The organism is Pseudomonas sp. TH15, from assembly GCF_016651105.1.
Taxonomy (GTDB): domain Bacteria; phylum Pseudomonadota; class Gammaproteobacteria; order Pseudomonadales; family Pseudomonadaceae; genus Aquipseudomonas.
Genome location: NZ_JAEKEL010000001.1, coordinates 86,933 through 112,583, shown reverse-complemented (window position 1 = coordinate 112,583; position 25,651 = coordinate 86,933). Strand labels below are relative to the sequence as shown.

The window sequence follows — 25,651 nt, the reverse complement described above, 5'->3', positions numbered from 1 at the left end:
AAAAATGAAAAATAATAATAGCCTGCTACGCCATTTACCCTGGCTGCTGCTGGCAATCGTAGGAGCGTGCGCCCTTGGCGTAGTGGCATTGCGCCGAGGCGAGCCGATCAACGCCTTATGGATTGTGGTCGCTGCCGTGGCCATTTATCTGGTTGCCTATCGTTACTACAGCCTGTTCATCGCCAACAATGTGATGCAACTCGATCCGCGCCGGGCCACCCCCGCCGTGCTCAACAACGATGGTCTGGACTACGTCCCGACCAACAAACACATCCTTTTCGGTCACCACTTTGCAGCCATCGCTGGTGCCGGGCCTTTGGTCGGTCCGGTGCTGGCAGCGCAGATGGGCTACCTGCCCGGCACGCTGTGGCTGATTGCCGGTGTGGTGCTGGCCGGCGCGGTTCAGGACTTCATGGTCCTGTTCATGTCCACCCGCCGCAACGGTCGCTCCCTGGGCGACATGGTCCGTGAAGAAATGGGCCGCATTCCCGGCACCATCGCGCTGTTCGGCTGCTTCCTGATCATGATCATCATCCTCGCGGTGCTGGCGCTGATCGTGGTCAAGGCCCTGGCCGAAAGCCCGTGGGGCATTTTCACCGTGATGGCGACCATCCCGATCGCGATGTTCATGGGCATGTACATGCGCTACATCCGTCCGGGCCGCATTGGTGAAATCTCCGTGGTCGGCGTGCTGCTGCTGCTCGGTTCGATCTGGCTGGGTGGGCAGATTGCTGCTGATCCGGTGTGGGCCAAGGTGTTCAGCTTCACCGGGATCCAGATTACCTGGATGCTGATCGGTTATGGTTTCGTCGCGGCGGTGCTGCCGGTGTGGCTGATTCTGGCACCACGTGACTACCTGTCGACGTTCCTCAAGATCGGCACCATCATTGCGCTGGCGATCGGCATTCTGATCACCATGCCCGAGCTGAAAATGCCGGCGCTGACCCAGTTCATCGACGGCACCGGGCCGGTGTGGAAGGGCGGGTTGTTCCCGTTCCTGTTCATCACCATTGCTTGTGGCGCGGTTTCGGGTTTCCACGCGCTGATCGCTTCCGGCACCACGCCGAAATTGCTCGCCAGTGAAGGCCATGCCCGTTACATCGGTTATGGCGGCATGTTGATGGAATCCTTCGTGGCGATCATGGCGATGGTTGCCGCCTCGGTGATCGAGCCAGGCGTGTACTTCGCCATGAATAGCCCGGCGGCCGTCGTCGGCGGTGATGTGGTGCAAGTGGCGCAAACCGTCAGCAGTTGGGGTTTTGCAATTACCCCGGAAGCGCTGCAAGCGGTGGCCAGGGACATCGGTGAAACCACCGTGCTGGCTCGTGCCGGCGGTGCGCCGACCCTGGCGGTCGGTATTGCGCAGATCCTGCACAGTGTTCTGCCGGGTGAAAACACCATGGCGTTCTGGTACCACTTCGCGATCCTGTTCGAAGCGCTGTTCATCCTGACCGCCGTCGACGCCGGCACGCGGGCCGGACGCTTCATGCTTCAGGATTTGCTCGGCTCCTTCGTTCCGGCGCTCAAACGAACGGAATCCTGGACCGCCAACCTGATCGCGACTGCCGGTTGCGTGGCGATGTGGGGTTACTTGCTTTATCAAGGCGTGATCGATCCGCTCGGTGGCATCAACACCTTGTGGCCGCTGTTCGGTATCTCCAACCAGATGCTCGCCGGCATCGCGCTGATGCTCGCCACCGTCGTCCTGATCAAAATGAAACGCCAACGCTACATCTGGGTCACCTTGTTGCCGGCCGCGTGGTTGCTGATTTGCACCACCACCGCCGGTTTCATCAAGTTGTTCGACGCCAACCCGGCGATCGGCTTCCTGTCTCTGGCCAAGAAATACAGCGATGCATTGGCCAACGGTCAGATCCTCGCGCCGGCCAAGGACATCAATCAGATGCAACACGTGATCTGGAATGCCTACACCAACGCAACGCTGACAGCGCTGTTCCTGTTCGTGGTGTTCAGCATCCTGTTCTATGCGCTCAAGGTCGGTATTTCGGCCTGGGGCAGCAAAGAACGTACGGATAAAGAATCGCCGTTCCAGGCTGTGCCGGACGCGTAATCGAGGATTGCCAACATGTTCAATGACCTGAGTCGCCTCGGTAAATACCTCGGTCAGGCCGCACGCCTGATGGTCGGCATGCCCGACTACGACAATTACGTCGAGCATATGCAAACCAAACACCCGGACAAACCGGTGATGAGCTACGAGATGTTCTTTCGGGAACGTCAGGAAGCGCGTTACGGTGGCAAGGGTGGGCCGAAGTGCTGTTGATTCAACAGCCGGGTTGACGTAATCCCTGTGGGAGCGAGCTTGCTCGCGATAGCGGTCTGACAGTCAGCATCTCTGTTGACTGTGGAGCCGCCATCGCGAGCAAGTTCGCTCCCACATTTGTTTTTGTGTTGTTTTTTAAATTGTCTGAAGCAGGAGGTTCCAGTTGTCCTCTCCCATCCCGGTCACGATCCTCAGCGGCTTCCTCGGCGCTGGTAAAACCACGCTGTTGCGCCACCTGCTCAAAGCCGAGCACGGGCTGAAAATCGCCGTGATCGAAAACGAATTCAGCGACGCTGGCATCGACACCCAATTATTGGGCGATGAGCCGGTGCAAGTGATGACGCTGTCCAACGGCTGCGTCTGCTGCACCATTCACACAGACCTGACCAAGGCCCTGTACCTGTTGCTCGAACGCCTGGACAGCGGTGAAATCGCTTTCGACCGACTGGTGATCGAATGCACCGGCCTGGCCGACCCAGCCCCGGTGGCGCAAACCTTCTTCATCGATGAAGACCTGCGCGAGCGCTACCTTCTCGACGGCATCATCACTTTGGTGGACGCCGCCCACGCCGACACTCACCTGACCCAGACCATCGCCCAGGCGCAGATCGGTTTCGCCGATCGCCTGCTGGTGAGTAAACGGGATTTGGTGGATGAGGCGACTTTCAACGCCCTCAGCGAACGCCTGACCCGCATCAACCGCCGTGCGCCGATTCGCGTCGTTGAGCACGGGAAGATCGACCTGGCCGAATTGCTCGACGTGCGCGGTTTCAATCTCAACGCGGATCTCGGGGGCGGTGTGAGCCTGCGGCCGGTGAGCAAGGCGCCGTCGATTGATCGGATTTCCAGCCTGGTACTGCGCACCGACAAGCCGCTGGATATCGACAAGCTCAGCGAGTTCATGAACGAACTGCTGGAAGACCATGGCAAGCAACTGCTGCGCTACAAGGGTGTGTTGAACATCGCTGGTGAGCCACGGCGGATGGTGTTTCAGGGTGTGCTGAAGTTGTACGGCTTCGATTGGGACACCGAATGGGCGGAGGGCGAGGCGCGGGAAAGCGTAATTGTGTTTATTGCCGATGATTTGCCGGAAGAGAAGATTCGTGCGGGGTTTGAGCGGGTTGCCGCAATCTGATGCATTGTCGGCGTCTGCTATGGCCCTATCGCGAGCAAGCTCGCTCCCACAGTGGACTGCTTTCTTTCAGTTGGAATGCATTTCCCTGTGGGAGCGAGCCTGCTCGCGAAGGCAGTCTAACCGGTAACACAGGCTTCATGGGCTGAACCCAGCAACGTCTGCTCAAGATGATCCAGATGCCGATTCATCAGCATGCCAGCCCTGCAAGCATCGCCACGCTCCACCGCCTCAACCAGTGCCAAATGCTCCTGCCACGCGCAACAGCTGTGCGTCTGACATTCACTTGCGCAATCGCCAACGAAGTCAGCGGCACCAGGCTTCCCAGAAAATGCGCCAACGGTGCATTCCCCGCCATTTGAGCCAATTGCAAATGAAACTCCCCCGATAACCGAATCGCCGCTGCCCGCCGATCTTGCTCGACTGCCTGGCGCTCGCGCTCGATCAGTGCTCGCAGACGTTTCAATCCTTCTGTGTGTGGACGCTGACACGCCAGCCGCACCAACGTGCTTTCGGCCAGGCGCCGGGCATGCAGGGTCTGTCGCGTTTGCTCGGCATCCGGCGCGGCAACGCGCGGTCGATGGTTGGCGCGCAGCACCACGATTTGCTCATGGGACAACTTTGTCAGCGCCCGCCGAACATCCGCGCGACTGACGCCGAACATCAGCTTCAGGCTGTCTTCGGTAAAACGGCTGGCCGGGTCGATACGTTGTTCGAGAATCGCATCGAACAGTCGCGGATACAGATCATCCACCGGCGCCCGCAGTCGGGAGAAGGGCAGGGGCGCGGCGCTCGGCTGGGCGTGCGAGGGTGAAGCGAAACTGTTCATGGCCTGTCTCCATAAGGGCTCAGCGATTCAAGTTGTCGTCCGGGATATTCAGTTCAATGCCCATGCGCTGGCCTTCCCGAAGGATGTGCCGACGCATTTCGGCGCTGGCCTGGGCGCTGTTCTTGCTGCGGATCGCCCGCACCACGGCTTCATTTTCCTCAAGGCGTTCAGCCAAATGCTCCGGCGAGTTGCGCAGCACTTCGGCACTTTGTTTGAGGGCATTGCTGGTCTGTTGCACGACACTCTGGAAGATCGGGTTCGAGGTCAGGGTGAACAATTCTTCGTGGAACGCGATGTAGGCGCTGACCCCGGCTTCACTGTCGTTGGCCTCCAGGGCTTCGCGCATGTCCATCAGGGTCAGGCGCAGTTGCCCCACTTCCTTGCTGCTGATCGATTGCGCCACCAGGCCGACGATGAACGGTTCGAGGGTGTAGCGCAGTTGCAGCACGTCCTCCAGGCTTGCGCCGGCCACTGCGCTGTCGTGGCTTTGGCTGTCGCTGAGATTGGCTTCCAGCACCACTACGCCTTTACCCGGCATGGAGCGCACCAGCCCGAGGGTTTCCAGCACGATCACCGCTTCGCGCAGGCTCGGGCGGCTGATGCCCAGTTGTTCGGCCAGTTCGCGCTGGCCCGGCAACATGTCGCCGGAGCGCCACTGGCCACGGGCCAGAGCGGCCCGAAGTTTTTCTACTACTGAGGTTACGACGGTCGATGTGGTGATCACTGTTCGCTCCATGAGCCTCTAAAACGTTTGATAACCGTGCCTGCCCGTAGGCAGGCACCGCGATTATTCAGAATTCTTGTTGATGGGGCGGGACGACCGGTTTTCTCGGCTGGAAGGTATAACCCACCTGACCGGAAAGCACTTTGTTTGCCCGTTGGATATCGATGTCCTTTTCCCAGCGAGCAATGGCCACGGTGGCGACGCAGTTGCCGATCAGGTTGGTCAGCGCCCGGCCGATGCCCATGAACCAGTCCACCGCCAGCACCAGCACCAGACCGACCACCGGAATGGCCGGGATCGCGGTCAATGTGGCGGCGAGAATCACCAGCGCCGAACCGGGGATGCCGTGGGCACCTTTGGAGGTAATCAACGACACCAGCAGAATCGTCAGCAGGTCGGTCATGGCCAGCGGCGTGCCGGTGGCGTTGGCGATGAAGACGATGGCCAGGGTCAGGTAGATCGAGAAACCGTCGAGGTTAAAGGAGTAACCGGTTGGAATCACCAGCCCGACCGTCGAGCTGCCGATGCCCAGGTGCTCAAGCTTGCGCATGATCTGCGGCAGCACGGCGTCGGAAGAGGCGGTGCCCATGACGATCAGCAATTCTTCACGCAGGTACTTGAGCAGTGGCCACATCCGCAGGCCGGAAAGGCGCATGACCAGGCCGAGAATCAGCGACACGAACGCGGCGCAGGTCAGGTAAAACAAGCCAACCAGGCTGCCCAGGTGTTGCAGCGAATCCAGGCCATATTTGCTGGTAGTGAAGGCGATGGCGCCGAACACGCCGATCGGCGCCAGACGCACGATCATGCCCATGATGCGGAAGATCACGTGGCTGAGTTCGTTGATCAGCCGGGAAATGCCCGAGGCCGCTTCGCCGACCAGGTTCAGGGCGCTGCCGAACAGCACCGAGAACAGCAGGACCTGGAGGATGTTGTTGTCGGCAAAAGCACCGATCACCGACGTCGGGATCAGGTCCATCAGGAATTGCGTGGTGGTGTGCATCTGCTGGCCACGCTGGGCGATGTCGCCCATGTCGGCGGCGGAAAGTTGTTCCAGATGAATGTTCGCGCCGCTGCCGATGCCGGTACTGAAAGCGAACAGCAGGCCAATCAGCAGGGCGATGGTGGTCAGCACTTCAAAGTAGATGACCGACTTGAGACCGATGCGCCCGACCTTCTTCAGATCGCCCGCACCGCTGATGCCGCTGACCACCACGCAGAACACGATCAGGCCAATGAGCATCTTGATCAGTTTGATAAAACCGTCGCCCAGCGGTTTGAGCTGTGCGGAGTATTCGGGAAGGGTCAGCCCACAGATGATGCCGAGCACCAGTCCGAGAACCACTTGGAGGAAGATTGAACGCGAGCACCATCTGAGCATGAGAGGAATCCTGGTCGGTGTCCTGGCTGCCAACGCTTGAGCGCATCAGATTCAGGACTTAATTATTGTGGTCTTACCGGTATGTCCAGAGCAGGCGCAGTCTACGCTCGGTTTTTTCCAGATGACAAGTAAAAAGAGTGAAATCGGCATGACCGGTCTGACCAGTGGCCAACACCGCCTAGGAGCTGCCGAAGGCTGCGATCTTTTGATCTTTCTACAGGCGAAAAAAAACCGGCCATCACTGACCGGTTTTTTTACAGCTGCGATTTAGCGGTGCAATTAAGCGCCGTATACCGGCAGTTTCTTGCAGATGGTCTTGACCTTCTCACGAACGGCGTCGATCACCGCTTCGTTGTTCAGGTCAGCCAGGATGTCGCAGATCCAGCCGGCCAGCTCTTTGCACTCTGCTTCCTTGAAGCCGCGAGTGGTCACAGCCGGAGTACCGAAACGCAGACCGGAGGTCACGAACGGGGAGCGTGGATCGTTTGGCACGGAGTTCTTGTTCACGGTGATGAAAGCCTTGCCCAGAGCGGCATCGGCGTCTTTACCGGAGATTTCCTGCTTGATCAGCGACAGCAGGAACAGGTGGTTTTCAGTACCGCCCGAGACCACGTCGAAACCGCGCTCGATGAACACGCCGGCCATGGCCTTGGCGTTCTTCACCACTTGTTGCTGGTAGGTCTTGAACTCAGGCTGCAGTGCTTCTTTGAAGCAGATCGCTTTAGCGGCGATCACGTGCTCCAGCGGGCCACCCTGGGCGCCCGGGAATACCGCGGAGTTCAGCTTTTTCTCGATGTCGGCGTTGGCGCGAGCCAGGATCAGGCCGCCACGTGGACCGCGCAGGGTCTTGTGCGTGGTGGTGGTCACGACGTCAGCGAAAGGCACCGGGTTCGGATAGACGCCAGCGGCGACCAGACCGGCCACGTGGGCCATGTCGACGAACAGGTAGGCGCCAACCTTGTCAGCGATTTCGCGGAAACGTGGGAAATCCAGAATCTGCGAGTAAGCAGAGAAACCGGCCACGATCATTTTTGGCTTGTGCTCAACAGCCAGGCGCTCGACTTCGTCGTAGTCGATCAGGCCGTTGGCATCGATACCGTACTGAACGGCGTTGTACAGCTTGCCGGAGGACGAAACGCTAGCACCGTGGGTTAGGTGACCGCCGTGGGCCAGGCTCATGCCCAGGATGGTGTCGCCGGCTTGCAGCAGGGCCAGGTAAACGGCGCTGTTGGCTTGGGAGCCAGCGTGCGGCTGAACGTTGGCGTAATCAGCGCCGAACAGTTCTTTTGCACGGTCGATGGCCAGTTGCTCAACCACGTCGACGAACTCGCAACCACCGTAGTAGCGCTTGCCTGGGTAGCCTTCGGCGTACTTGTTGGTCAGTACCGAGCCTTGAGCTTCCATCACCGCAGGGCTGGTGTAGTTTTCCGAAGCGATCAGCTCAATATGTTCTTCCTGGCGCTGAGCTTCTTGCTCCATGGCGGCAAAGAGATCGGCGTCGTACTTGGCAATAGTCAAATCACGGCTGAACATGGCGGTCCTCAAGGATCGGGGCAGAAAAGGGGGGCATTCTAACCCATCAGGTTTTAGATGGCATATGAAAGGACATCATGTCGCAGACAAGTGGCGTTCATGACGGGATCAGCGGTGATTGTGCTGGCCTGTGGCGAGGGAGCTTGCCCCCGTTGGGTCGCGAAGCGGCCCCGGCATTTCCCCGGTCAAACTGTGCAAACAGGTTTTGCGACTGCTTCGCAGCCGAACGGGGGCAAGCCCCCTCGCCACAACGGCCCTCAATCAATCGAACATGAACAGCGCATCATTGCTGAACTGCGCCTCAAACCGGCTCGCCGGCATCGGCCGCCCAAACAGATACCCTTGAACCTCATCGCACCCATGCTCGCGCAGGAAGTCGAGTTGCTCGTGGGTTTCCACGCCCTCGGCGATCACTGCCAGGTTCAGGCTGTGGGCCATGGCGATGATCGCCCGGGCAATCTGCGCATCCTGCTCGCCCGACGGCAGGCCGTCGACGAAGGTGCGGTCGATTTTCAGCACGTCGATCGGGAATTGCTTGAGGTAGTTGAGCGATGAATAACCGGTGCCGAAGTCATCGACCGCGATGCTCAAGCCAAGGTTTTTCAGCCCGGCGAGAATCTGCATCGCCTCGCTGACTTCGCGCATCAGGATACTTTCGGTCAGTTCCAGCTCCAGGCACGCCGGCGGCAGGCCGGTTTCCTTGAGGATGTTGGCGATCCGCGTGCCGAGCTGACCATCGGAGAACTGCCGTGCCGAGATGTTCACCGAGACTTTCGGTACTCGTACCTTGGCCTGATGCCAGGTCTTGAGCTGGCGACAGGCCTCGCTGATCACCCAGTCGCCGACATCCACCACCAGGCCAAGCTCTTCGAGCACTGGAATGAAATCCCCCGGCGGCACCAGCCCGCGACGCGGATGGCGCCAGCGCAGCAGGGCTTCGGCGCCGGTCAGGCGTTTGCCGTCGCCGCTGAACTGCGGCTGGTAATACAGCACGAATTCGTCCTGCTCCAGGGCATGACGCAGATCGCTTTCCAGTTCCAGGCGTTCGAGGGCGCTGGCGTTCATGTCCGCTTGATAGAACTGGAAGTTGTTCTTGCCGCGCTCCTTGGCGTGGTACATCGCGGTGTCGGCGTTCTTCATCAACTGACTGAGTTCGTTGCCGTCCTGCGGGCTCAGGGCAATACCGATACTGGCGGTGACGAAGAACTCGCGACCTTCCAGCACAAACGGTTTCACCAGGCTGGCGAGAATCTGTTCAGCCACATGAATGGCCCGGTTCAGCGCCACTTCACGGTTGATGCGCGGTTGCAGCAGCAAGGTGAACTCATCACCGCCCATTCGCGCCACGGTGTCGTCATCGTCGACGCAACCGAGCAGGCGCGTGGCCATCTCCTTGAGCATGCGGTCGCCGGCGGCGTGGCCCAGGGAGTCGTTGATCGGTTTGAAGCGGTCGAGGTCGAGGAACATCAGCACCACCCACGACTTCTGCCGCTCGGCCGATTGCAGCGCGGTGTGCAGGCGATCCTGGAACAGCGTGCGGTTGGGCAGGTGGGTCAGGGCGTCGTAATAGGCCAGGCGATGAATCCGCTGTTCGCTGGCCTTGCGCTCGCTGATGTCGCTGAAGAAGCACACGTAGCTGGCCAGGTCGCCTTCGTCGTCGAGCACCGCCGTAATGCCTACCCACGCCGGGTAATGTTCGCCATTGCGGCGTTTGAGCCAGACTTCGCCTTCCCAGGTGCTGTGCTGATGCAGTTGCTTGAGCACATAACGCAGGTGGGCTTCTTGTTGATCGTCGACGGTCAACATGTTCGGCAACTGGTCGAGGACCTGCGACACCGCATAACCGCTGACGCGACTGAACGCCTCGTTGGCCTGGACGATGTAACCGGCCGGGTCGGTGATCAGGATCGCCGAGGTCGAATGTTCGAATACCGTGGCCGCCATGCGCAGGTCTTTCTCGGCACGACGCTGCTGGCTGATGTCACGACCGACCCCGAGCACACCTTCGAACGCACCGTGTTCATCCCAGACCAGCACCAATCGCAGCTCGATCGGGATCTTGCGCCCGTCGGCCCGCAGGCAGTCGAACAGGAACAACTGGGTCTTCACCTGACTGCGCAACAACGTCAGTTGATCAGGTTTATCCAGGGCTTTGCTGACCCGGTCCATCAGGCTATAGATGCCGGTCAGTTGTTGCGGGTTGGCGATGGTCGATTGCCAGCCGTTCTGGAAAATCCAGTCGACGTCATAGCCGAGCACCGCTTGCACCGACGGGCTGACGTAATTGAGCGACAGCTTGTTGTCGGTGGAGAAAATCACATCACTGATGCTTTCGGCGAGCATGCGGTAGCGCTGCTCGCTGTCGCGCAAGGATTCGCTGGCCTCGATCTGCTCGGTGATGTCCTTGGCCACGCCGATGATCCGCGTGACCTGATCGTTTCTATCCCGGGCGAGAGCTTGTTCGCGAATGTCGAAACGCCGCCAATTACCGTTGCGATGACGGAAGCGCAGTTGGCATTGCAGCAACTGCGAGTAACCGGCGTGGCGCTGGGTCTGGCGTGATCGGTGGTAATAATCGGCATCTTCGGGGTGCAGGAGGATTTCCCAGAAGTACTCACCCATCTGGTGCAGTTCGGTCCGGTTGTAGCCCAGCGTCTGACCCAGGTGGTGGTTACTGAAGATCATCCGCTGGCTGATCACGTCCTGCACGTACAGGTGATCCGGTACGGTGCGCACGACATCGGACCAGAAGCCTTCACGCTCCAGCAGCGAGAGCTCGACGAGCTTGCGACTGGTGATGTCATTGATACTCAGAATCACTGCTTTGTAGTCGTGCTGCTCTTCCGGCAGGCGCAGAACCAGCCACAAGTGCTGGTCGCGGCCGTTGGTGTCCTGGAGTTTGATTTCCAGTTCGAGTTGTTTCTGCTGGTTGTGTACCGCCTCGATCACTTGGTTACCGATAGCGGTGCAGTCCTGCGGACAACCATCGATCAGCAGTTTCCAGGCCTGCTCGCAAGAATTGACATTAAGCAGTTGCAGAGCGACCTGGTTGACCTCGGTGATGCGCAACTCTTGTAGCAGTTGCTGGCGCTGTTCCGGGACGTCGAGCCAGGTCTTCAGTTGTTCGCTGCTGCTGATTTGGGTCTTGTCGAAAAAGTTTTTCAGCCCGGACAGATCGAGCACGCAAAGCGCCACGCCGGTGCCATCGAAAATATCCTGATAGCGCCGGCGCCCCTCATGCAGCTGACGCTGACGACGACGCATGCTCAACAGCGCGATAAACGGTAGCAGTGAGAAAGCCAGGCCCAGCAGGCATTTACCGATGAACGCCGGCAGCAGTTGTTCGAGCACACGCTGGCGGTCGAACAGACCACGCAATTGCCAGTCACTGCTGCTCAGCGGCACGGCTAGCACGCTGTTGGCCAGATCATCGTCGCTCAGTGCGCCCGGTTTGGCGGAGGGCAGCGCTTCGTCGCGACTGATGATTTGATGATTGATGCGGTTCTCTACCAGCCATAGCGGCCGGATGCCGGCTTCGCCCTGTTTGGTCAGCGAGGAGAAAAACGTCGGCGTCAGGCGCAAGGCCCAATAACCGCGACTGCTGCCGCTGGCTTGATGCAGCAGCAAGTGCACCACCGAGCCATCGTCAGCGTTGCTGAAATAGTGGGCTTGCGAACGGCTGCGGCGTACCAGATCGCTGAGGTAATCGGCGTCCTGGCTGTCGGTGGCGCTGTCGCTGAGAATTTTGCCGGACGGGCTCAGTAGCGCCAGACTGCGCAGGTCGGGTAGCGATTGCTGCACTTTGCGCAGCAATGCCTGCTGTTCGTCGGCTGATTGCGGTTGCTCGATGATCGGTAGCAGATTGAGCGCGATCTGCGCGTTCAGCGCCATGTTCAGGCTGACTTGGGAGGCGAGGTCGGCGGTGTAGTCGATGGTGTACTGGCGCTGGTTTTTCTGGGTTTGCGTAAGCTGATCCAGCAACTGCCAGAGCAGCAGCGCGAGCAGCAACAGCACGAGTGTCGCCAGCGCGCCCTTCAGGGTTCCGCGCAGGGGGGAGCCGAGCGCGGCAGCCGGTGCACGGGTAGAAAGAGGCGGCGTGACATTAGACAAACTGAAATCCTGCGGTTTGGCTGGATTGGCGCGACGTGCACTATAAGCCGGACGCCCGGAGGGCGGCTAGCATGCCTTGTGTTGTGGCTAAGTGCCAGCCCCTCGCGGCTGGACTGCCTTTCATCATTCAGGTAGCTTTGCCGGTTACGCGGGAGCGTTCCAGCTCCTAGACTCAGGCTTTTTCAGCACGCACGCCTCGATACCCATCTGGCGGACGACGCGCACAGCCTGGCCCGGGCATCGCCTGCGCTCTGATCATTCATCTGTCACTGACCCAAGGTTCTCCATGGCTCAATACGTCTTCACCATGCATCGGCTGGGCAAAGTTGTTCCGCCGAAGCGGGAAATCCTGAAAAACATTTCGCTGTCGTTCTTCCCCGGCGCCAAAATCGGCGTACTCGGCCTCAACGGTTCGGGTAAGTCCACGCTGTTGAAAATCATGGCCGGCGTTGATACCGAATTCGAGGGCGAAGCCCGTCCAATGCCGGACCTGAACATCGGCTACCTGCCGCAAGAGCCGATCCTGGATCCGACCAAGACCGTGCGTGAAGTGGTCGAGGAAGCGGTCAGCGTAATCAAGAACGCTCAGGCGCGCCTGGACGAGGTCTACGCGGCTTACGCTGAAGAAGATGCCGACTTCGACAAACTGGCCGCCGAACAGGCCAAGCTCGAAGCCATCCTGCAAGCCAGCGACGGTCACAACCTGGATCGCCAACTGGAAGTCGCCGCCGATGCGCTGCGTCTGCCGGCATGGGATGCCAAGGTCGAATTCCTGTCCGGTGGTGAAAAGCGTCGTGTGGCCCTGTGCCGCCTTCTGCTGTCTGCCCCTGACATGCTGCTACTCGACGAACCGACCAACCACTTGGACGCCGATTCCGTCGCCTGGTTGGAGCACTTCCTGCACGACTTCCCGGGCACCGTGGTAGCGATCACGCACGACCGTTACTTCCTGGACAACGTCGCAGGCTGGATTCTCGAACTCGACCGCGGCGCCGGTATCCCGTACGAGGGCAACTATTCGGGTTGGCTTGAAGCCAAGTCCAATCGTCTGGCTGCCGAATCCAAGCAGCAGTCGGCCCATGAAAAAGCCATGAAGGAAGAACTGGAGTGGGTGCGCCAAGGCGCCAAGGCCCGCCAGTCCAAATCCAAGGCTCGTCTGCAACGCTTCGAAGAAATGCAATCGCAGGAATTCCAGAAGCGCAGCGAAACCAACGAGATCTACATCCCGGCCGGTCCGCGCCTGGGTGACAAGGTCATCGAGTTCAAGAACGTCAGCAAGGGCTACGGCGATCGCGTGTTGATCGACAACCTGTCGTTCTCCATGCCTAAAGGCGCCATTGTTGGCGTGATCGGCGGTAACGGTGCCGGTAAGTCGACCCTGTTCCGCATGCTGATGGGCAAGGAAACGCCGGATTCGGGCACCATCGAAGTCGGCGAAACCGTGCAACTGGCCTGCGTCGATCAGAGCCGCGAAGACCTGGACGGCAGCAAGACTGTGTTCCAGCAAATCTCCGACGGTTCCGACCAGATCCGCATCGGCAACTACGAGATTCCGTCGCGTACCTACGTCGGTCGCTTCAACTTCAAGGGCGGCGATCAGCAGAAGTTCGTCAAGGACCTGTCCGGTGGTGAGCGCGGTCGCTTGCACCTGGCCCTGACCCTGAAAGAGGGCGGCAACGTCCTGCTGCTCGACGAACCGTCCAACGACCTCGACGTTGAAACCCTGCGTTCCCTGGAAGAAGCCCTGCTGGACTTCCCGGGCGCCGCCATTGTGATCTCTCACGATCGGTGGTTCCTTGACCGCGTCGCGACTCACATCCTGGCGTACGAAGACGACTCGCAAGCCATCTTCTTCGAAGGTAACTACACCGAGTACGAAGCTGATCGCAAGAAGCGTCTCGGCGAAGCGGCTGCCCAGCCGCACCGTGTACGGCACAAGAAACTGGCCTGATATCGGGTTGGTTGCATGAAAAACGGAGCCTTCAGGGGCTCCGTTTTTTTGCCTGAAGTTTTTCAGGGTACCGAGCCGCTACCTTCGCGAGCAGGCTCGCTCCCACATTTGAAATACATTCCCCTGTGGGAGCGAGCCTGCTCGCGAAAGCGGTGTAACTGTTGGTGCATGCCGCGAATCCGAGCTCCTCATTCAGGTGCGAAAACAGCTCGAAAAACGAGCTGATTTATATCCTGTGCACCATTTAATTTCATAACTGCGACATTTTGCGCTGTTCCTGTGCGCGAATCGTTTGCTACAGTCCGGCTCAATCTCTTCCAACGACAATAAATTTGCCGAGACTTTTCCCATGATCGAATCCGTCGAATCCTTCCTCGCACGCCTGAAAAAACGCGACCCGGATCAACCCGAATTCCACCAGGCTGTCGAAGAAGTCTTGCGCAGCCTGTGGCCGTTTCTCGAAGCCAATCCGCATTACCTGACTTCAGGGATTCTGGAGCGCGTCTGCGAGCCGGAGCGGGCGGTGGTATTCCGCGTTTCGTGGGTCGATGATCAAGGCAAAGTCCAGGTCAATCGCGGTTTCCGCATCCAGATGAACAGCGCCATCGGCCCCTACAAGGGCGGCTTGCGTTTCCATCCTTCAGTGAACATGGGCGTACTGAAATTCCTCGCCTTCGAACAGACCTTCAAGAACTCCCTGACTTCGTTGCCGATGGGCGGCGGCAAGGGCGGCTCTGACTTCGATCCGAAGGGCAAGAGCGACGCCGAAGTCATGCGTTTCTGTCAGGCCTTCATGAGCGAGTTGTATCGCCACATTGGTGCCGACGTTGATGTGCCGGCCGGTGACATTGGCGTCGGTGCGCGCGAGATCGGTTTCCTGTTCGGCCAGTACAAGCGCCTTAGCAACCAGTTCACCAGCGTCCTGACCGGCAAGGGCATGGCTTACGGCGGCAGCCTGATTCGCCCGGAAGCTACCGGTTTCGGCTGCGTGTACTTCGCCGAAGAAATGCTCAAGCGCCGTGAACAGACCGTTGAAGGCAAACGCGTGGCGATCTCCGGCTCCGGTAACGTTGCGCAATACGCAGCGCGTAAAGTGATGGACCTGGGCGGCAAGGTGATTTCCCTGTCCGACTCCGAAGGCACGCTGTACTGCGAATCGGGTTTGAGCGAAGAGCAATGGCTGGCGCTACTGGAACTGAAAAACGTCAAACGTGGACGCATCAGCGAACTGGCGACAGCGTTCGGTCTGGAATTCCGCGCTGGTCAGTTGCCGTGGTCGTTGCCATGCGACATCGCGCTGCCGTGCGCCACTCAAAACGAGCTAGACGCCGAAGCCGCGCAAACCCTGCTGCGTAATGGCTGCGTATGCGTGGCCGAAGGCGCGAACATGCCGACGACGCTGGAGGCTGTGGATATCTTCGTCGAGGCGGGGATTCTGTTTGCACCGGGCAAGGCGTCGAATGCTGGCGGCGTAGCAGTGAGCGGTCTGGAGATGTCGCAGAACGCCATGCGTCTGCTGTGGACTGCCGGTGAGGTCGACAGCAAGTTGCACGCGATCATGCAGTCGATCCACCACGCTTGCGTGCATTACGGCGAAGAAAATGGCCGGATCAACTACGTCAAAGGCGCGAACATCGCAGGCTTCGTCAAAGTCGCCGATGCGATGCTGGCGCAAGGCGTGGTTTAAGCCGGTTCGATGCGGATCACTTCAATCACTTGATCACCGACGGGGCGCTGCCACAGCACTTCGTCGTTGAGTCGAGCGCCCAACAACGCTCGGCCCAAAGGTGAACCCCAGTTGATCAGGCCTTTAGCGGCGTCGGCCTGATCTTCACCGACCAATTGCACGCGGCGTTCGGTATTGTGTTCGTCGGCGTAAGTGACCCAACTGCCGATATGTACCTTGTCGGTGGACGTGGCGGTAACCGCCACTTGCGCGCTGCCGAGGCGTTGATTGAAGTAACGCAGGTCGCGTTCCAGATCGGCCTGGCGTTGTTTGTCGGCCTGGTCACCCTTGGCCGATTGCTCGGCGTGCAGGGTTTGCAGTTCGGCCACTTTGGCCTGTAACTGCGCCAAGCCCTGCCGGGGTGACGTAGTTGGGCTGCGCGCTGACCTGCCGTTCCACTGGCTGGTCGGCTTGCGCGGCGGCGTTATCTTCATTGACGAAGGCACGGCTCATGGTTTTCTCCCGTTATAGGGTTTGGGCCATGCTCGCAGGGTTTTAGTTTCGACGAATGTCTGCCAGCGACCTATTGCGAGCGAAAGGCTCGCGCGGCGTCCTGATCTTTCTGCTGCTGCCAGGCTCTTTCGCGCTCATCCCAATAGTGGCTGCGGTAGTCCTCGCGATCCTTGTTTTCCAGCATCGCCTGGCACTGGCGGAAGCCATCGCTCCAGCCGTCGGCGTACTGCTTGTCCTTGAGGTAGCGCGGCACGTTTTTACGGAATTCACCGGTCATCGCCCCGCCAGCCTGACGGCCACTGACGCAACCGTCATCGAAGCCATCGGCGAATGCCGGCGGGTAACCCTTGGCGATCAGCTCTTCATGAGTCGACTGGCAACCCGCGCACAACAGCAACACCCCCAACAAAGCCGCACACCGCCACATCGCACTCTCCCGCGCCGCTTCTTCGGCTTGTAAGGAGAGTCTAGAAGGGGATTCATGAGGCGGCTGTCGTAGGCGTGTGAAAAATCCATCAGCACCACCCATCCAAATGTGGGAGCGGGCTTGCTCGCGAAAGCGGTGTGTCAGTCAACATCAATGCTGAATGACACACCGCCTTCGCGAGCAAGCCCGCTCCCACAGGGTTTATCTGTCGGGCTTTAGATCAGTAGTGATACCACTTCACTTCAAGCATGACTTCGGTTTCCGGGGTGGCGAGGTGGCTGAACTCGCGCTGTGCACTCAGGCGCAAACCAAGATTGCGTGACAACTCCCACTGCTGATTCAAGCTCAGGCTGCGGCGCACTTCGCCGTTGGTGAAGAAATCACCCTTGGTTTCCAGGCTGAAATTACCCAGCGGGTTCTTCCACAACACGCCGCTGTTGAAGCCGGCCGCCGGGGCGACAAACCCGGCGAAGTCGTTGTTGTGTTCGATGCGCACGGTGCCCAGCGCAAAACCGAGCACGTCTTGACCCAGTTGCCAGGTGCCGCCGGCGCCGCCATTGACGTGGCTGACCAGGGTTTCATCGTCATGTTTGCCCGGCACGCGTTCCAGGCCGCCAGTGACCTGCCACGACAGCGGCTGCAACAGCTCGTTGCGCGGCGTCAGTGAGCGAATAGTCGCCAGATCCAGTTGCTGCAATTGCCAGTGATTGCCTTCGTACTGGCGCAGTTTCATTTGCAGGATTTCAATTTGCGCGCCCAGCGGAAAGCTCTCGGCGTTGTCGTTGAGGTCGTGATAGGCCATGCGCAAACCGTATTCGCCGAACGCCTTGTCGCCCCGGGTGCCGAGGCCAGCCTGCCAGGTGCGGGACTCATGGCCGTCCTCGGGCAGGCCGGGGCGGGGGATGTCCAGTTCCGGTGCCGGGTTCTGGTTGATCGCCCGCAGCAGTTCGAAACTGCGCTGCGAGCGTTCAGGGTCGCGCTCCTGGCCGTTGGCGCGGTAGCGTTCCAAGCGGTAAGCCGCATCGATGATCAGCGCTTGGCGTTCGCGCGGTTGAGCCTTGAATGCGGGTGCCTGCAATTGCTTCTGATCGGCGCTGACTTTTAGCACCCATTGCTGTTCTTCAGGATTCAACGGCTCGGCGCGGCTCAGCAATTCTCTTTCGCGTGACGGACGATATTGAATGGACTCCACCAAACCGGCTTCTTTCACCGCTTTGACGGTATCGGTCGGGATTGCAGTCAGTGGGAATTGTTCGGTCAACCGCAAGCTCGGCCGCGCCACTTGCAACAGTTCCAGCAGGCGATAGGAGCAGTTTTCGTCGAAGAAGAAATAGTCGAACTGGATCTGCTTCAGCTCCCAGACGTGCTCGACCATGCGCTCGGTTTCTTCCTGGGTCAGGTTCAGCCGGTATTCCCACAGGTCGCGGTTCTCCAGGCTGCGGTATTCCGAGAGTTTTTCCTGATAAGGCACCAGCGCAAACAAACCGGGATAGCCGCCCATCAAGCCCTTCCAGGCATAGAGGATGCTGTTGTCCGAACCTTCGATGTAGGCGCCGAAGTTGATCGCGTAACTGAGCAGGGCGGTGTGGTCGCTTTGCACGTCAGCCTGGTCGATGCGCAGCAAGGTGTGGCCAAACATCGAGGACGGACTGTTGAGGTAAGCCGCCGGGAAAATCATCACCGTGCTATGGGGCGCGACGTCCTTGAACCATTGCTTGAATTCAGTGCAGTCCAGCGTCGGTAGGTCGGTCAGGTTGAGCTGTGCCTTGAGCCAGCGAGTCCGGGCCGGGTAGACGCATTGGGCGTGCTTTTCACCGGCAGTGGCCGGGGCGTAGAGCGCCTGGACCGTCGCCGCCAGTTCGCGGTCCGGGTGTTCGTTACCGTCGGGGGCGAGGAAGAACTTCTTGTCGCTGACATAGCTGCGCCAGCCACCGAGCTTGGCGGTTTCGTAATGGCCCAGGGAAATCCAGAAAGGGTCATTGGCCAGTTGCTGCAAACGTTGATCGTCGATGTGTGGCGCGGCGGACAGCGGGGCGCAGACACAGAGCGCCAGCCAGGCAAGGCGTTTGAGCATAGTGGGCAACTTAAGTCGAAAGAAACAAAGACCCAAAGAGGGCTAGGTCCAAAAAACAAAAGCCGCTCCCCGAAAGGAGCGGTCGGGTCGAGCTTAAGCTTGAGTCGCGTACTTGGCCAGACGCGGATCGTTCTTCAGAACGGCCAGGGTGTTGGTATGCACGTCGTCAGCGGTCACGTCAGCCTTGCTGAAGATTTGCTGGAAATGCTCGTGAGTCACGGCGGCGAAGTGCGCACGGTCTTCCGGCGCCACGCCCAGTACCACGGCATAAGTGGTCAGCGCTTCGCCCTGACCTTTAGCCATGTCTTCGGACAGCTCGTTCATCATGCCATTCATGGCAAACCAGGATTTGCCGCCATAGGTCAGCGACGCATTGGTGGCGCAACCGTTGGTACCGGACGTCATACCGAACGTCGCGTTACCGGAGGTGCCGTTGGTGGTGGATGCCAGGAAATGCGCCGGGGTGCCACGCTGCCCTTCGAACAGCATGTTGCCCCAACCGCAATCCGGGCCGCCTGGCGCCTGAGCCATGGCGTTGAGGGATACGACGGTGAAGAGAGTACCGAGAAGAATCCGTTTCATAGCTGAGTTCTCTTTGTGTGCATACCAATGGACAAGGGGTTCTGGCGTCATCTCGACGTCAGTGGGCCGGTTATTTAGTTCCAGCCGCGCAGTTTGGAGTTTAGGCACGATCCAGGGGTTCCGTGATTTTTTGCAAATCATTCCCCGCGAACATTGATTTGCGCCCGCCCCGCTTGGGAATGGCGAGTTGTCTATGCTTTGGCTTGAGGCGCGCCTTGCCAGTCGGGTATGGCAGCGCCAGAATGCCGCTATCTGCCCCGCCTGATGTAAGGAAGCCCGATGCCTGATCCTGTTGCTGCCAGCTTGCGTCTAGCGCCCGAAGCGCTGACCCGTCCGTTTTCCGCTGAACAGTTCAGCTTCTCTACCACCAATGATCTGGAGCCCTTCCGCGGTGTACTCGGCCAGGAACGTGCGGTCGAAGCCTTGCAGTTCGGTGTGGCCATGCCACGCCCCGGTTACAACGTATTCGTCATGGGCGAGCCCGGTACTGGCCGGTTCTCGTTCGTCAAACGCTACCTGAAGGCCGAAGGCAAGCGCCTGCAGACTCCGGCGGACTGGGTCTACGTCAATAATTTCGATGAGCCGCGCGAACCCCGCGCCCTGGAATTGCCATCGGGCACTGCCGGTGCTTTCATCGGTGATATCAACGGCTTGATCGACAACCTGCTGGCGACCTTTCCGGCGGTCTTCGAGCACCCGTCTTACCAGCAGAAGAAAAGCGCGATCGACCGCGCTTTCAACCAGCGCTACGACCGTGCCCTGGACGTGATCGAGCGCCTGGCGCTGGAGAAGGAAGTCGCGCTTTACCGCGACAGCACCAACATCGCTTTCACCCCGATGAGCGAAGGCAAGGCACTGGATGAAGCCGAATTCGCCCAGTTGCCGGAAGTCGATCGCGAGCGTTTCCACGTCGATATTTCGTGGCTGGAAGAGCGCCTCAATGAAGAGCTCGCCAGCCTGCCGCAATGGAAGCGCGAGTCGAGCAATCAACTGCGCCAGCTCAACGAAGAAACCATCACCCTGGCCTTGCAGCCTATGCTGTCGCCGTTGTCGGAGAAATACGCCGAGAACGCCGCGGTGTGCGGTTACCTGCAAGCCATGCAGGTTTACCTGCTGAAAACCGTGGTCGAGCAACTGGTGGACGACAGCAAGACTGATGCCGTCGCCCGAAAACTGCTGGAAGAGCAATACGCCCCGAGCCTGGTGGTTGGTCATTCCTCCAGCGGCGGCGCACCGGTGGTGTTCGAACCGCATCCTACCTACGAAAACCTGTTCGGCCGTATCGAATACAGCACCGATCAAGGCGCGCTCTACACCACCTATCGCCAGTTGCGCCCGGGTGCCTTGCATCGCGCCAATGGCGGTTTCCTGATTCTTGAAGCGGAAAAAATGCTCAGCGAGCCGTTCGTGTGGGATGCGCTCAAGCGCGCCCTGCAATCGCGCAAGCTGAAAATGGAATCGCCGCTGGGTGAGCTGGGTCGCCTGGCCACCGTGACCCTGACCCCGCAACACATTCCGTTGCAGGTCAAAGTCATCATCATCGGCGCCCGGCAGCTCTACTACACGCTGCAGGACCTCGATCCGGACTTCCAGGAGATGTTCCGCGTCCTGGTGGACTTCGACGAAGACATCCCGATGGTCGATGAGAGCCTGGAGCAGTTTGCCCAGTTGCTGAAAACCCGTACCTCCGAAGAAGGCATGGCGCCGTTGACCGCGGATGCGGTGGCGCGTCTGGCGACCTACAGCGCTCGCCTGGCGGAACACCAGGGGCGTTTGTCGGCGCGTATCGGCGATCTGTTCCAACTGGTCAGCGAGGCGGATTTCATCCGTGACCTGGCGGGTGACGAAATGACCGATGCCGGTCATATCGAACGTGCGCTCAAGGCCAAGGCGACCCGCACCGGGCGCGTCTCGGCGCGGATTCTCGACGACATGCTGGCGGGGATCATCCTGATCGACACCACTGGCGCGGCGGTTGGCAAGTGCAATGGGCTGACAGTACTGGAGGTCGGTGATTCGGCGTTCGGTGTGCCGGCGCGGATTTCTGCCACGGTGTATCCCGGTGGCAGCGGCATTGTCGACATCGAGCGCGAGGTCAACCTTGGCCAGCCGATTCACTCCAAGGGTGTGATGATTCTGACCGGGTATCTGGGCAGTCGTTACGCCCAGGAATTCCCGCTGGCGATTTCTGCGAGCATCGCGCTGGAGCAATCCTACGGCTACGTCGATGGCGACAGTGCGTCGCTGGGCGAGGCGTGCACGCTGATCTCGGCTTTGTCGAAAACCCCGCTCAAACAGTGCTTTGCCATCACCGGTTCGATTAACCAGTTCGGTGAAGTTCAGGCGGTCGGCGGGGTCAACGAGAAGATCGAAGGCTTCTTCCGCCTCTGCGAAGCTCGCGGGCTGACGGGTGAGCAAGGGGCGATCATTCCGCAGGCCAACGTGGCGACGCTGATGCTCGACGAGAAAGTGCTGTCGGCGGTGCGGGCGGGGCAGTTCCATGTCTACGCCGTGCGTCAGGCTGACGAGGCGCTGAGCCTGTTGGTGGGCGAGCCGGCCGGCGCGCCGGATGCCGATGGCCAGTTCCCGGAAGGCAGCGTCAACGCGCGGGTGGTGGAGCGCTTGCGGGTGATCGCGGAAATGATCAGCGAGGAAGACCTCAAAGAGGCCGAGAAGGAAATCGCGCTGGAGGCGTTGGCCGAAACAAAACCAGCGTGACCCTCCAGGACCGTTCCCACTCGCGTGGGAACGATCTCGACATAGATCCCCTGTAGGTGCGAGGCTTGCCCGCGAAGGCCGCGACGCGGTTTACCTGAATGACCGCGTTATCGTTCTTCGCGGGCAAGCCTCGCTCCTACGGTGGGTTGGTGATTTGCCGAAGAAGTGCCATCAGTCTGGCGTCAATATTCACACAATGACCATTCGGCGCCTTCTGGTTTCGCTTTGCTTGCAAAGCGAACTTTTCCTCTATTCTCAGCTCAAGGATAAGGACAGTAATCACTGGATCGAAACAGCCTTCCCATGGGGGCTGAATACCGGATCTACCGAGGGTCGCCGCCATGTCGCGCAACCTCTGCCTCACCCGTCAATGCCTGGGTCTTGTGACCCGTATCGAGTGCGCCATCCGCCCATTGGCGGGAGATACGGGTATGTGGACCTTACTCTTCGCCGCCGGAATGGCCGGCGAACAGCCATCAGCCATCAAGGCCCAAGGCCCGTTCCATGGCCCATTCGTGGCTGAATCCATCCTCGACACCATCGTTGAAAGCCTGACGCTACATGGCTACGAGCTGGCCGATGACCCACAAATCTGGTGCCTGCACCTGCAAGCCCAGTTGCGGGAAATCAACGGCGGCCGTTGTCGCAGCCTCAATTAACTCCTCCCCATGCAGGAGCTGCCGCAGGCTGCGATCTTTTGACTGTACTCTTCAAGGCGCAGTCTCAGGCAACGACGCCTTGTCGAGTTTGACCTCAAAGCCGTATTGCACGGTGGCGAGGTCTGTCCGCTGATAGGTCTCCACGCGCGTTGGACGGCCATAAAAGTAATGCACTCCAAACAACGCCGGGCCTTCTGCGCTGGCGTCATGGCTGACCGAGAGAATCTGTTTCAGGTAATTGCCGCTGTCGTCCTTGACGAAAAACCGCCATTCGTTGGCCGGGAACAGTTTCAGATCCACCACCAGCATGTTGTTCCTGATCTCCAGGCCTTTGGGCAATGCCTTGGCGTCGTAGGCTTGCTGCGCCACTGTCGCCAGAAACAGCGGCATCGAACCGACGGCAATCGCCGGGGTTTCCGGAAACAGATTCAGGTCATAGGTAATCGTCGCGCGCAGCGGATCGACCTGATAAGCCTCGGGCGGCAGTTCGATTGGCTCGTCGAGTTTGCCATTGTGTTTTTCGGTGAAGAACGTCACCGGGCTCTCGCCTGGATTGAAGTCGTCACCGAGCAATTCATCGTTGAAAGTTCGGCGGTGAGAGAACTCGATGCGCGCGGCGCTCGGTTCTTCCACGGATTGATGGATACGGATGCCGGCTTTCAGTTGCTCCTCCGTCAGCGTCGCGCCCTTGAGCCAGTTAGCGGCTTGATCGTCGTATACCACCACCGATGGGTCCAGTGCCTGAATGGCTTTATCAGTGGTGTGCTGATTGAAGGCGCGAATCGGCAGATCCAGCTTTTTACGGCTCACGGTGACGGCGGAGAAGTCCAGCACGCTGACTTCTAGTGTCTCGATGGGGCCATTGAAATAGACCTTGTTGTAGCGTTTCGGGTGCTGTTGCTCAAACGTCTGCTGATCGTCGTTCAACTGCTTTTCCAGGATATCGCTCCAGCTCTTCTGCTGTTGCAACTGCGCCAGTTGCTTCTCGTAGAAAGACACCTGCTCCGGGCTCTCGTTGATCGACCCGGCGCGCACCAGATATTGCCCGGTGGTGTCGCGAGCCTGAACGATTAGCGGATTGAGTTGGGCGCCGGCCACTTCCGGGGCCAGCGGCAGGCTGTTGCTGAATTCGACTTCGGCGTAGTTCTTTTCAAGCTTCAGCAGTTTGACGCTGAGGTTGTCGTTGGTGCGCGTCTGGCCGACATCCTTTTTCGTCAGGTCGAAGCTGTACAAACGACGCGGGGCGATCACTTCAGCTTTGCCTTTGAGCATCAACGGTTGCGGTTGTTTTTTGTTGTCGACCTCCAGACCTTCGATGAAAGGGTAGGTCACCGTCAGATCGTCCGGATTATCGACGTTGGAACTCGAGGGGCTGAGCTGAATGCCCGGATCGGTTTCCGACCATTCGGGCTGGAAAGGGATCACTTTTTTGTTGCTAAGGGTTACTGACTGCCATTCCAGTCCGTGGGGGAAAGGGAACTGCGCAGGCATGGTGAAGCTGAAAGGGAACACTGGCGACAGATCGGTCAGGTAATCGGAGCTTGAGGTTTTACGCAGCACAAACAGGCCATTGAGGTAGGTATCGACCAGCGCCTGAGGGGTTGGGTAGTGTTTGAGCAGGAGCATGGCGTCATCGCCATACTCGGTCTCAATCGGTTTGGCCTTGAGCTTCAGTTCTGCACGTTCAAGCAACAGCAGCGAGCCGCCGAGGTCAGCGAGGGCGTCCTTGAGCTTCTGATCCGCAATGGCATCCAGGGATTTCTCGAATTGCGCGGTCCTTTCTTCGAGGCTGACGGTCTTTTTTTCATCGGCGGGTGAGCAGCCGTTGAGCAGTAGCAGCACGCCAAAAACGGCACTCGTTAAAGGTAATCGCACATCCATTTCCTGTCTTCCTGTCCGGTATCGCTAATCTGTCATTGGTTTGGACACTAGCAGAAAAACTTCGTCATACACGCGCAGGTTGCGGATTTTTGGGCGGTTTCTGGGTGTAATGGGCGGCTGTTATACTCGCCGCCATTTACCAGCCCTTGTGTGAGATTCAATGGAACGCTTTATCGAAAATGCAATGTACGCCTCCCGCTGGCTGCTGGCGCCGATCTACTTCGGTTTGTCCCTGGGCTTGTTGGCGCTGGCGTTGAAGTTTTTCCAGGAAGTCTTCCATGTCATCCCCAACGTCTTCTCGATGGCGGAATCGGACTTGATCCTGGTGCTGCTGTCGTTGATCGACATGGCGCTGGTGGGCGGCTTGCTGGTGATGGTGATGATCTCCGGCTATGAGAACTTCGTGTCCGAACTGGACATTGACGAGGGCAAAGAGAAACTCAACTGGTTGGGCACCATGGATTCGTCTTCGCTGAAGATGAAAGTGGCCGCCTCGATCGTGGCGATTTCGTCGATCCACCTGTTGCGGATTTTCATGGACGCCAAGAACGTCGATCCCGAGCATCTGAAGTGGTACGTGATCATTCACATGACCTTCGTGGTGTCGGCGTTTGCGATGGGTTATCTGGATAAGCTGACCAAGCACTGATCATTTTTTGATCGCTGTAATAGCGCCGCCCGTCTGTTGTGAAACAGACGGGCGGTGGCGTTTGTGGCTTGTGCTTTGGTGCGCACCGGCCTATCCCTGTAGACGTCCTGACTCGCCATAGCGTGAGGTGCGCTCATGAACTTGCAAGAATTGAATGCCTACGCGATCGCCGGGAAGGTCGATGAGCTGAACCTGATCTCACTGGAAGGCGGGATCTACCTGCTGGAGGCGCGCATGCATGGCGCGGCGTATCCGCTGAGTGATGCCCGCGGCCAGATGTTTCACCTGCGTTCGGTCGAGCATGCCCGCGAAGTGCTCCACGCCTGTCCCGCCGTACAGTTCAACCTTGTGCACACTTCGGTTCACGACGAAATGTGCGGGCTCGGCGACAGTGTGCAGGAAAGCCTGAAGGTGCCGATCGCCTTTCGTAGTACATGGCAGCACTGACGCCCTCATCAATGCCACGGCATCTGTGCTAGTCTGCTCGCCCTTTTGGTTCCGGGCGCTCCGGGATGCGCTGTGCACGCACGGCACGTTC

17 protein-coding genes and 2 pseudogenes are annotated in these 25,651 nt (G+C 59.2%); 9 read left to right on the top strand and 10 right to left on the bottom strand.

Annotated elements, in window-relative coordinates; translation table 11 throughout:
- Positions 1-4: 4 nt before the first annotated feature.
- From JFT87_RS00525 to yjiA, 3 genes are all read left to right on the top strand, one after another.
- The gene (locus JFT87_RS00525) at positions 5-2,071 is read left to right on the top strand and encodes a carbon starvation CstA family protein (RefSeq protein WP_201198088.1); all 2,067 of its coding nucleotides are present in this window, start codon (positions 5-7) and stop codon (positions 2,069-2,071) included.
- A 15-nt stretch (positions 2,072-2,086) separates the two neighbouring features.
- Positions 2,087-2,284: a YbdD/YjiX family protein gene (locus JFT87_RS00520; RefSeq protein WP_007895266.1), complete on the top strand. Its 198-nt coding sequence runs from the start codon at positions 2,087-2,089 to the stop codon at positions 2,282-2,284.
- Between the two features lie 163 nt (positions 2,285-2,447).
- Positions 2,448-3,419 (top strand): GTPase, encoded by a 972-nt coding sequence (gene yjiA, locus JFT87_RS00515; RefSeq protein ID WP_201198087.1) that lies wholly within the window; start codon positions 2,448-2,450, stop codon positions 3,417-3,419.
- A 116-nt stretch (positions 3,420-3,535) separates the two neighbouring features.
- Here the strand turns inward: yjiA and JFT87_RS00510 are convergent.
- From JFT87_RS00510 to JFT87_RS00490, 5 genes and pseudogenes are all read right to left on the bottom strand, one after another.
- Positions 3,536-4,245: pseudogene (locus tag JFT87_RS00510) on the bottom strand (GntR family transcriptional regulator).
- A gap of 19 nt (positions 4,246-4,264) precedes the next feature.
- The gene (locus JFT87_RS00505; RefSeq protein WP_201198086.1) at positions 4,265-4,969 is read right to left on the bottom strand and encodes an FCD domain-containing protein; all 705 of its coding nucleotides are present in this window, start codon (positions 4,967-4,969) and stop codon (positions 4,265-4,267) included.
- Positions 4,970-5,036: 67 nt separating this feature from the next.
- The gene (locus tag JFT87_RS00500) at positions 5,037-6,350 is read right to left on the bottom strand and encodes a C4-dicarboxylate transporter DctA (protein WP_201198085.1); all 1,314 of its coding nucleotides are present in this window, start codon (positions 6,348-6,350) and stop codon (positions 5,037-5,039) included.
- 279 nt (positions 6,351-6,629) lie between these two features.
- Positions 6,630-7,883: a serine hydroxymethyltransferase gene (gene glyA / locus JFT87_RS00495; RefSeq protein ID WP_123509173.1), complete on the bottom strand. Its 1,254-nt coding sequence runs from the start codon at positions 7,881-7,883 to the stop codon at positions 6,630-6,632.
- A gap of 261 nt (positions 7,884-8,144) precedes the next feature.
- A complete protein-coding gene (locus tag JFT87_RS00490) occupies positions 8,145-11,993 on the bottom strand; it encodes a sensor domain-containing protein (protein ID WP_201198084.1) in 3,849 nt (1,282 codons plus the stop codon).
- Between the two features lie 286 nt (positions 11,994-12,279).
- On the opposite strand from JFT87_RS00490, the gene ettA reads away from it, so the two are divergent.
- Positions 12,280-13,944: an energy-dependent translational throttle protein EttA gene (gene ettA, locus JFT87_RS00485; protein ID WP_201198083.1), complete on the top strand. Its 1,665-nt coding sequence runs from the start codon at positions 12,280-12,282 to the stop codon at positions 13,942-13,944.
- Between the two features lie 349 nt (positions 13,945-14,293).
- Complete coding sequence (gene gdhA / locus JFT87_RS00480) at positions 14,294-15,631, top strand: NADP-specific glutamate dehydrogenase (protein ID WP_201198082.1); 1,338 nt, start codon at positions 14,294-14,296, stop codon at positions 15,629-15,631.
- Here the strand turns inward: gdhA and JFT87_RS00475 are convergent.
- The 4 genes and pseudogenes from JFT87_RS00475 to JFT87_RS00460 form a co-directional block, all read right to left on the bottom strand.
- A pseudogene (locus JFT87_RS00475) lies at positions 15,628-16,123 on the bottom strand (GreA/GreB family elongation factor). The gene gdhA and the pseudogene JFT87_RS00475 overlap by 4 nt on opposite strands.
- A gap of 70 nt (positions 16,124-16,193) precedes the next feature.
- Complete coding sequence (locus JFT87_RS00470; RefSeq protein WP_201198081.1) at positions 16,194-16,550, bottom strand: hypothetical protein; 357 nt, start codon at positions 16,548-16,550, stop codon at positions 16,194-16,196.
- Positions 16,551-16,770: 220 nt separating this feature from the next.
- Positions 16,771-18,624 (bottom strand): Lnb N-terminal periplasmic domain-containing protein, encoded by a 1,854-nt coding sequence (locus JFT87_RS00465; RefSeq protein ID WP_201198080.1) that lies wholly within the window; start codon positions 18,622-18,624, stop codon positions 16,771-16,773.
- A 93-nt stretch (positions 18,625-18,717) separates the two neighbouring features.
- Complete coding sequence (locus tag JFT87_RS00460) at positions 18,718-19,206, bottom strand: DUF3015 domain-containing protein (RefSeq protein WP_201198079.1); 489 nt, start codon at positions 19,204-19,206, stop codon at positions 18,718-18,720.
- A gap of 279 nt (positions 19,207-19,485) precedes the next feature.
- Between JFT87_RS00460 and JFT87_RS00455 the strand changes: the two genes are divergently transcribed.
- Together JFT87_RS00455 and JFT87_RS00450 are read left to right on the top strand one after the other, a co-directional pair.
- A complete protein-coding gene (locus JFT87_RS00455; RefSeq protein ID WP_201198078.1) occupies positions 19,486-21,924 on the top strand; it encodes a Lon protease family protein in 2,439 nt (812 codons plus the stop codon).
- A gap of 341 nt (positions 21,925-22,265) precedes the next feature.
- Positions 22,266-22,583, top strand: a complete 318-nt coding sequence (locus JFT87_RS00450; RefSeq protein ID WP_201198077.1) for a PA4575 family protein — start codon at positions 22,266-22,268, stop codon at positions 22,581-22,583.
- A 51-nt stretch (positions 22,584-22,634) separates the two neighbouring features.
- Here the strand turns inward: JFT87_RS00450 and JFT87_RS00445 are convergent, their stop codons facing one another.
- Positions 22,635-24,464 (bottom strand): hypothetical protein, encoded by a 1,830-nt coding sequence (locus JFT87_RS00445; protein ID WP_201198076.1) that lies wholly within the window; start codon positions 24,462-24,464, stop codon positions 22,635-22,637.
- Between the two features lie 160 nt (positions 24,465-24,624).
- Between JFT87_RS00445 and JFT87_RS00440 the strand changes: the two genes are divergently transcribed.
- Positions 24,625-25,113 (top strand): TIGR00645 family protein, encoded by a 489-nt coding sequence (locus JFT87_RS00440; protein WP_201198075.1) that lies wholly within the window; start codon positions 24,625-24,627, stop codon positions 25,111-25,113.
- Positions 25,114-25,248: 135 nt separating this feature from the next.
- On the top strand, positions 25,249-25,560 hold the full coding sequence (locus JFT87_RS00435) for a DUF6482 family protein (protein ID WP_201198074.1): 312 nt from the start codon (positions 25,249-25,251) through the stop codon (positions 25,558-25,560).
- The last annotated feature ends 91 nt before the right edge of the window (positions 25,561-25,651 follow it).

What these genes read in the sequence shown, in the direction of transcription:
- glyA (WP_123509173.1), bottom strand. Translation starts at nt 7,883, where the DNA reads ATGTTCAGCCGTGATTTGACTATTGCCAAGTACGACGCCGATCTCTTT.
- JFT87_RS00440 (WP_201198075.1), top strand. Translation starts at nt 24,625, where the DNA reads ATGGAACGCTTTATCGAAAATGCAATGTACGCCTCCCGCTGGCTGCTG.
- JFT87_RS00520 (WP_007895266.1), top strand. Translation starts at nt 2,087, where the DNA reads ATGTTCAATGACCTGAGTCGCCTCGGTAAATACCTCGGTCAGGCCGCA.
- JFT87_RS00500 (WP_201198085.1), bottom strand. Translation starts at nt 6,350, where the DNA reads ATGCTCAGATGGTGCTCGCGTTCAATCTTCCTCCAAGTGGTTCTCGGA.
- JFT87_RS00525 (WP_201198088.1), top strand. Translation starts at nt 5, where the DNA reads ATGAAAAATAATAATAGCCTGCTACGCCATTTACCCTGGCTGCTGCTG.
- ettA (WP_201198083.1), top strand. Translation starts at nt 12,280, where the DNA reads ATGGCTCAATACGTCTTCACCATGCATCGGCTGGGCAAAGTTGTTCCG.
- JFT87_RS00450 (WP_201198077.1), top strand. Translation starts at nt 22,266, where the DNA reads ATGTCGCGCAACCTCTGCCTCACCCGTCAATGCCTGGGTCTTGTGACC.
- JFT87_RS00435 (WP_201198074.1), top strand. Translation starts at nt 25,249, where the DNA reads ATGAACTTGCAAGAATTGAATGCCTACGCGATCGCCGGGAAGGTCGAT.
- gdhA (WP_201198082.1), top strand. Translation starts at nt 14,294, where the DNA reads ATGATCGAATCCGTCGAATCCTTCCTCGCACGCCTGAAAAAACGCGAC.
- JFT87_RS00465 (WP_201198080.1), bottom strand. Translation starts at nt 18,624, where the DNA reads ATGCTCAAACGCCTTGCCTGGCTGGCGCTCTGTGTCTGCGCCCCGCTG.
- JFT87_RS00455 (WP_201198078.1), top strand. Translation starts at nt 19,486, where the DNA reads ATGCCTGATCCTGTTGCTGCCAGCTTGCGTCTAGCGCCCGAAGCGCTG.
- JFT87_RS00460 (WP_201198079.1), bottom strand. Translation starts at nt 19,206, where the DNA reads ATGAAACGGATTCTTCTCGGTACTCTCTTCACCGTCGTATCCCTCAAC.
- JFT87_RS00470 (WP_201198081.1), bottom strand. Translation starts at nt 16,550, where the DNA reads ATGTGGCGGTGTGCGGCTTTGTTGGGGGTGTTGCTGTTGTGCGCGGGT.
- JFT87_RS00445 (WP_201198076.1), bottom strand. Translation starts at nt 24,464, where the DNA reads ATGGATGTGCGATTACCTTTAACGAGTGCCGTTTTTGGCGTGCTGCTA.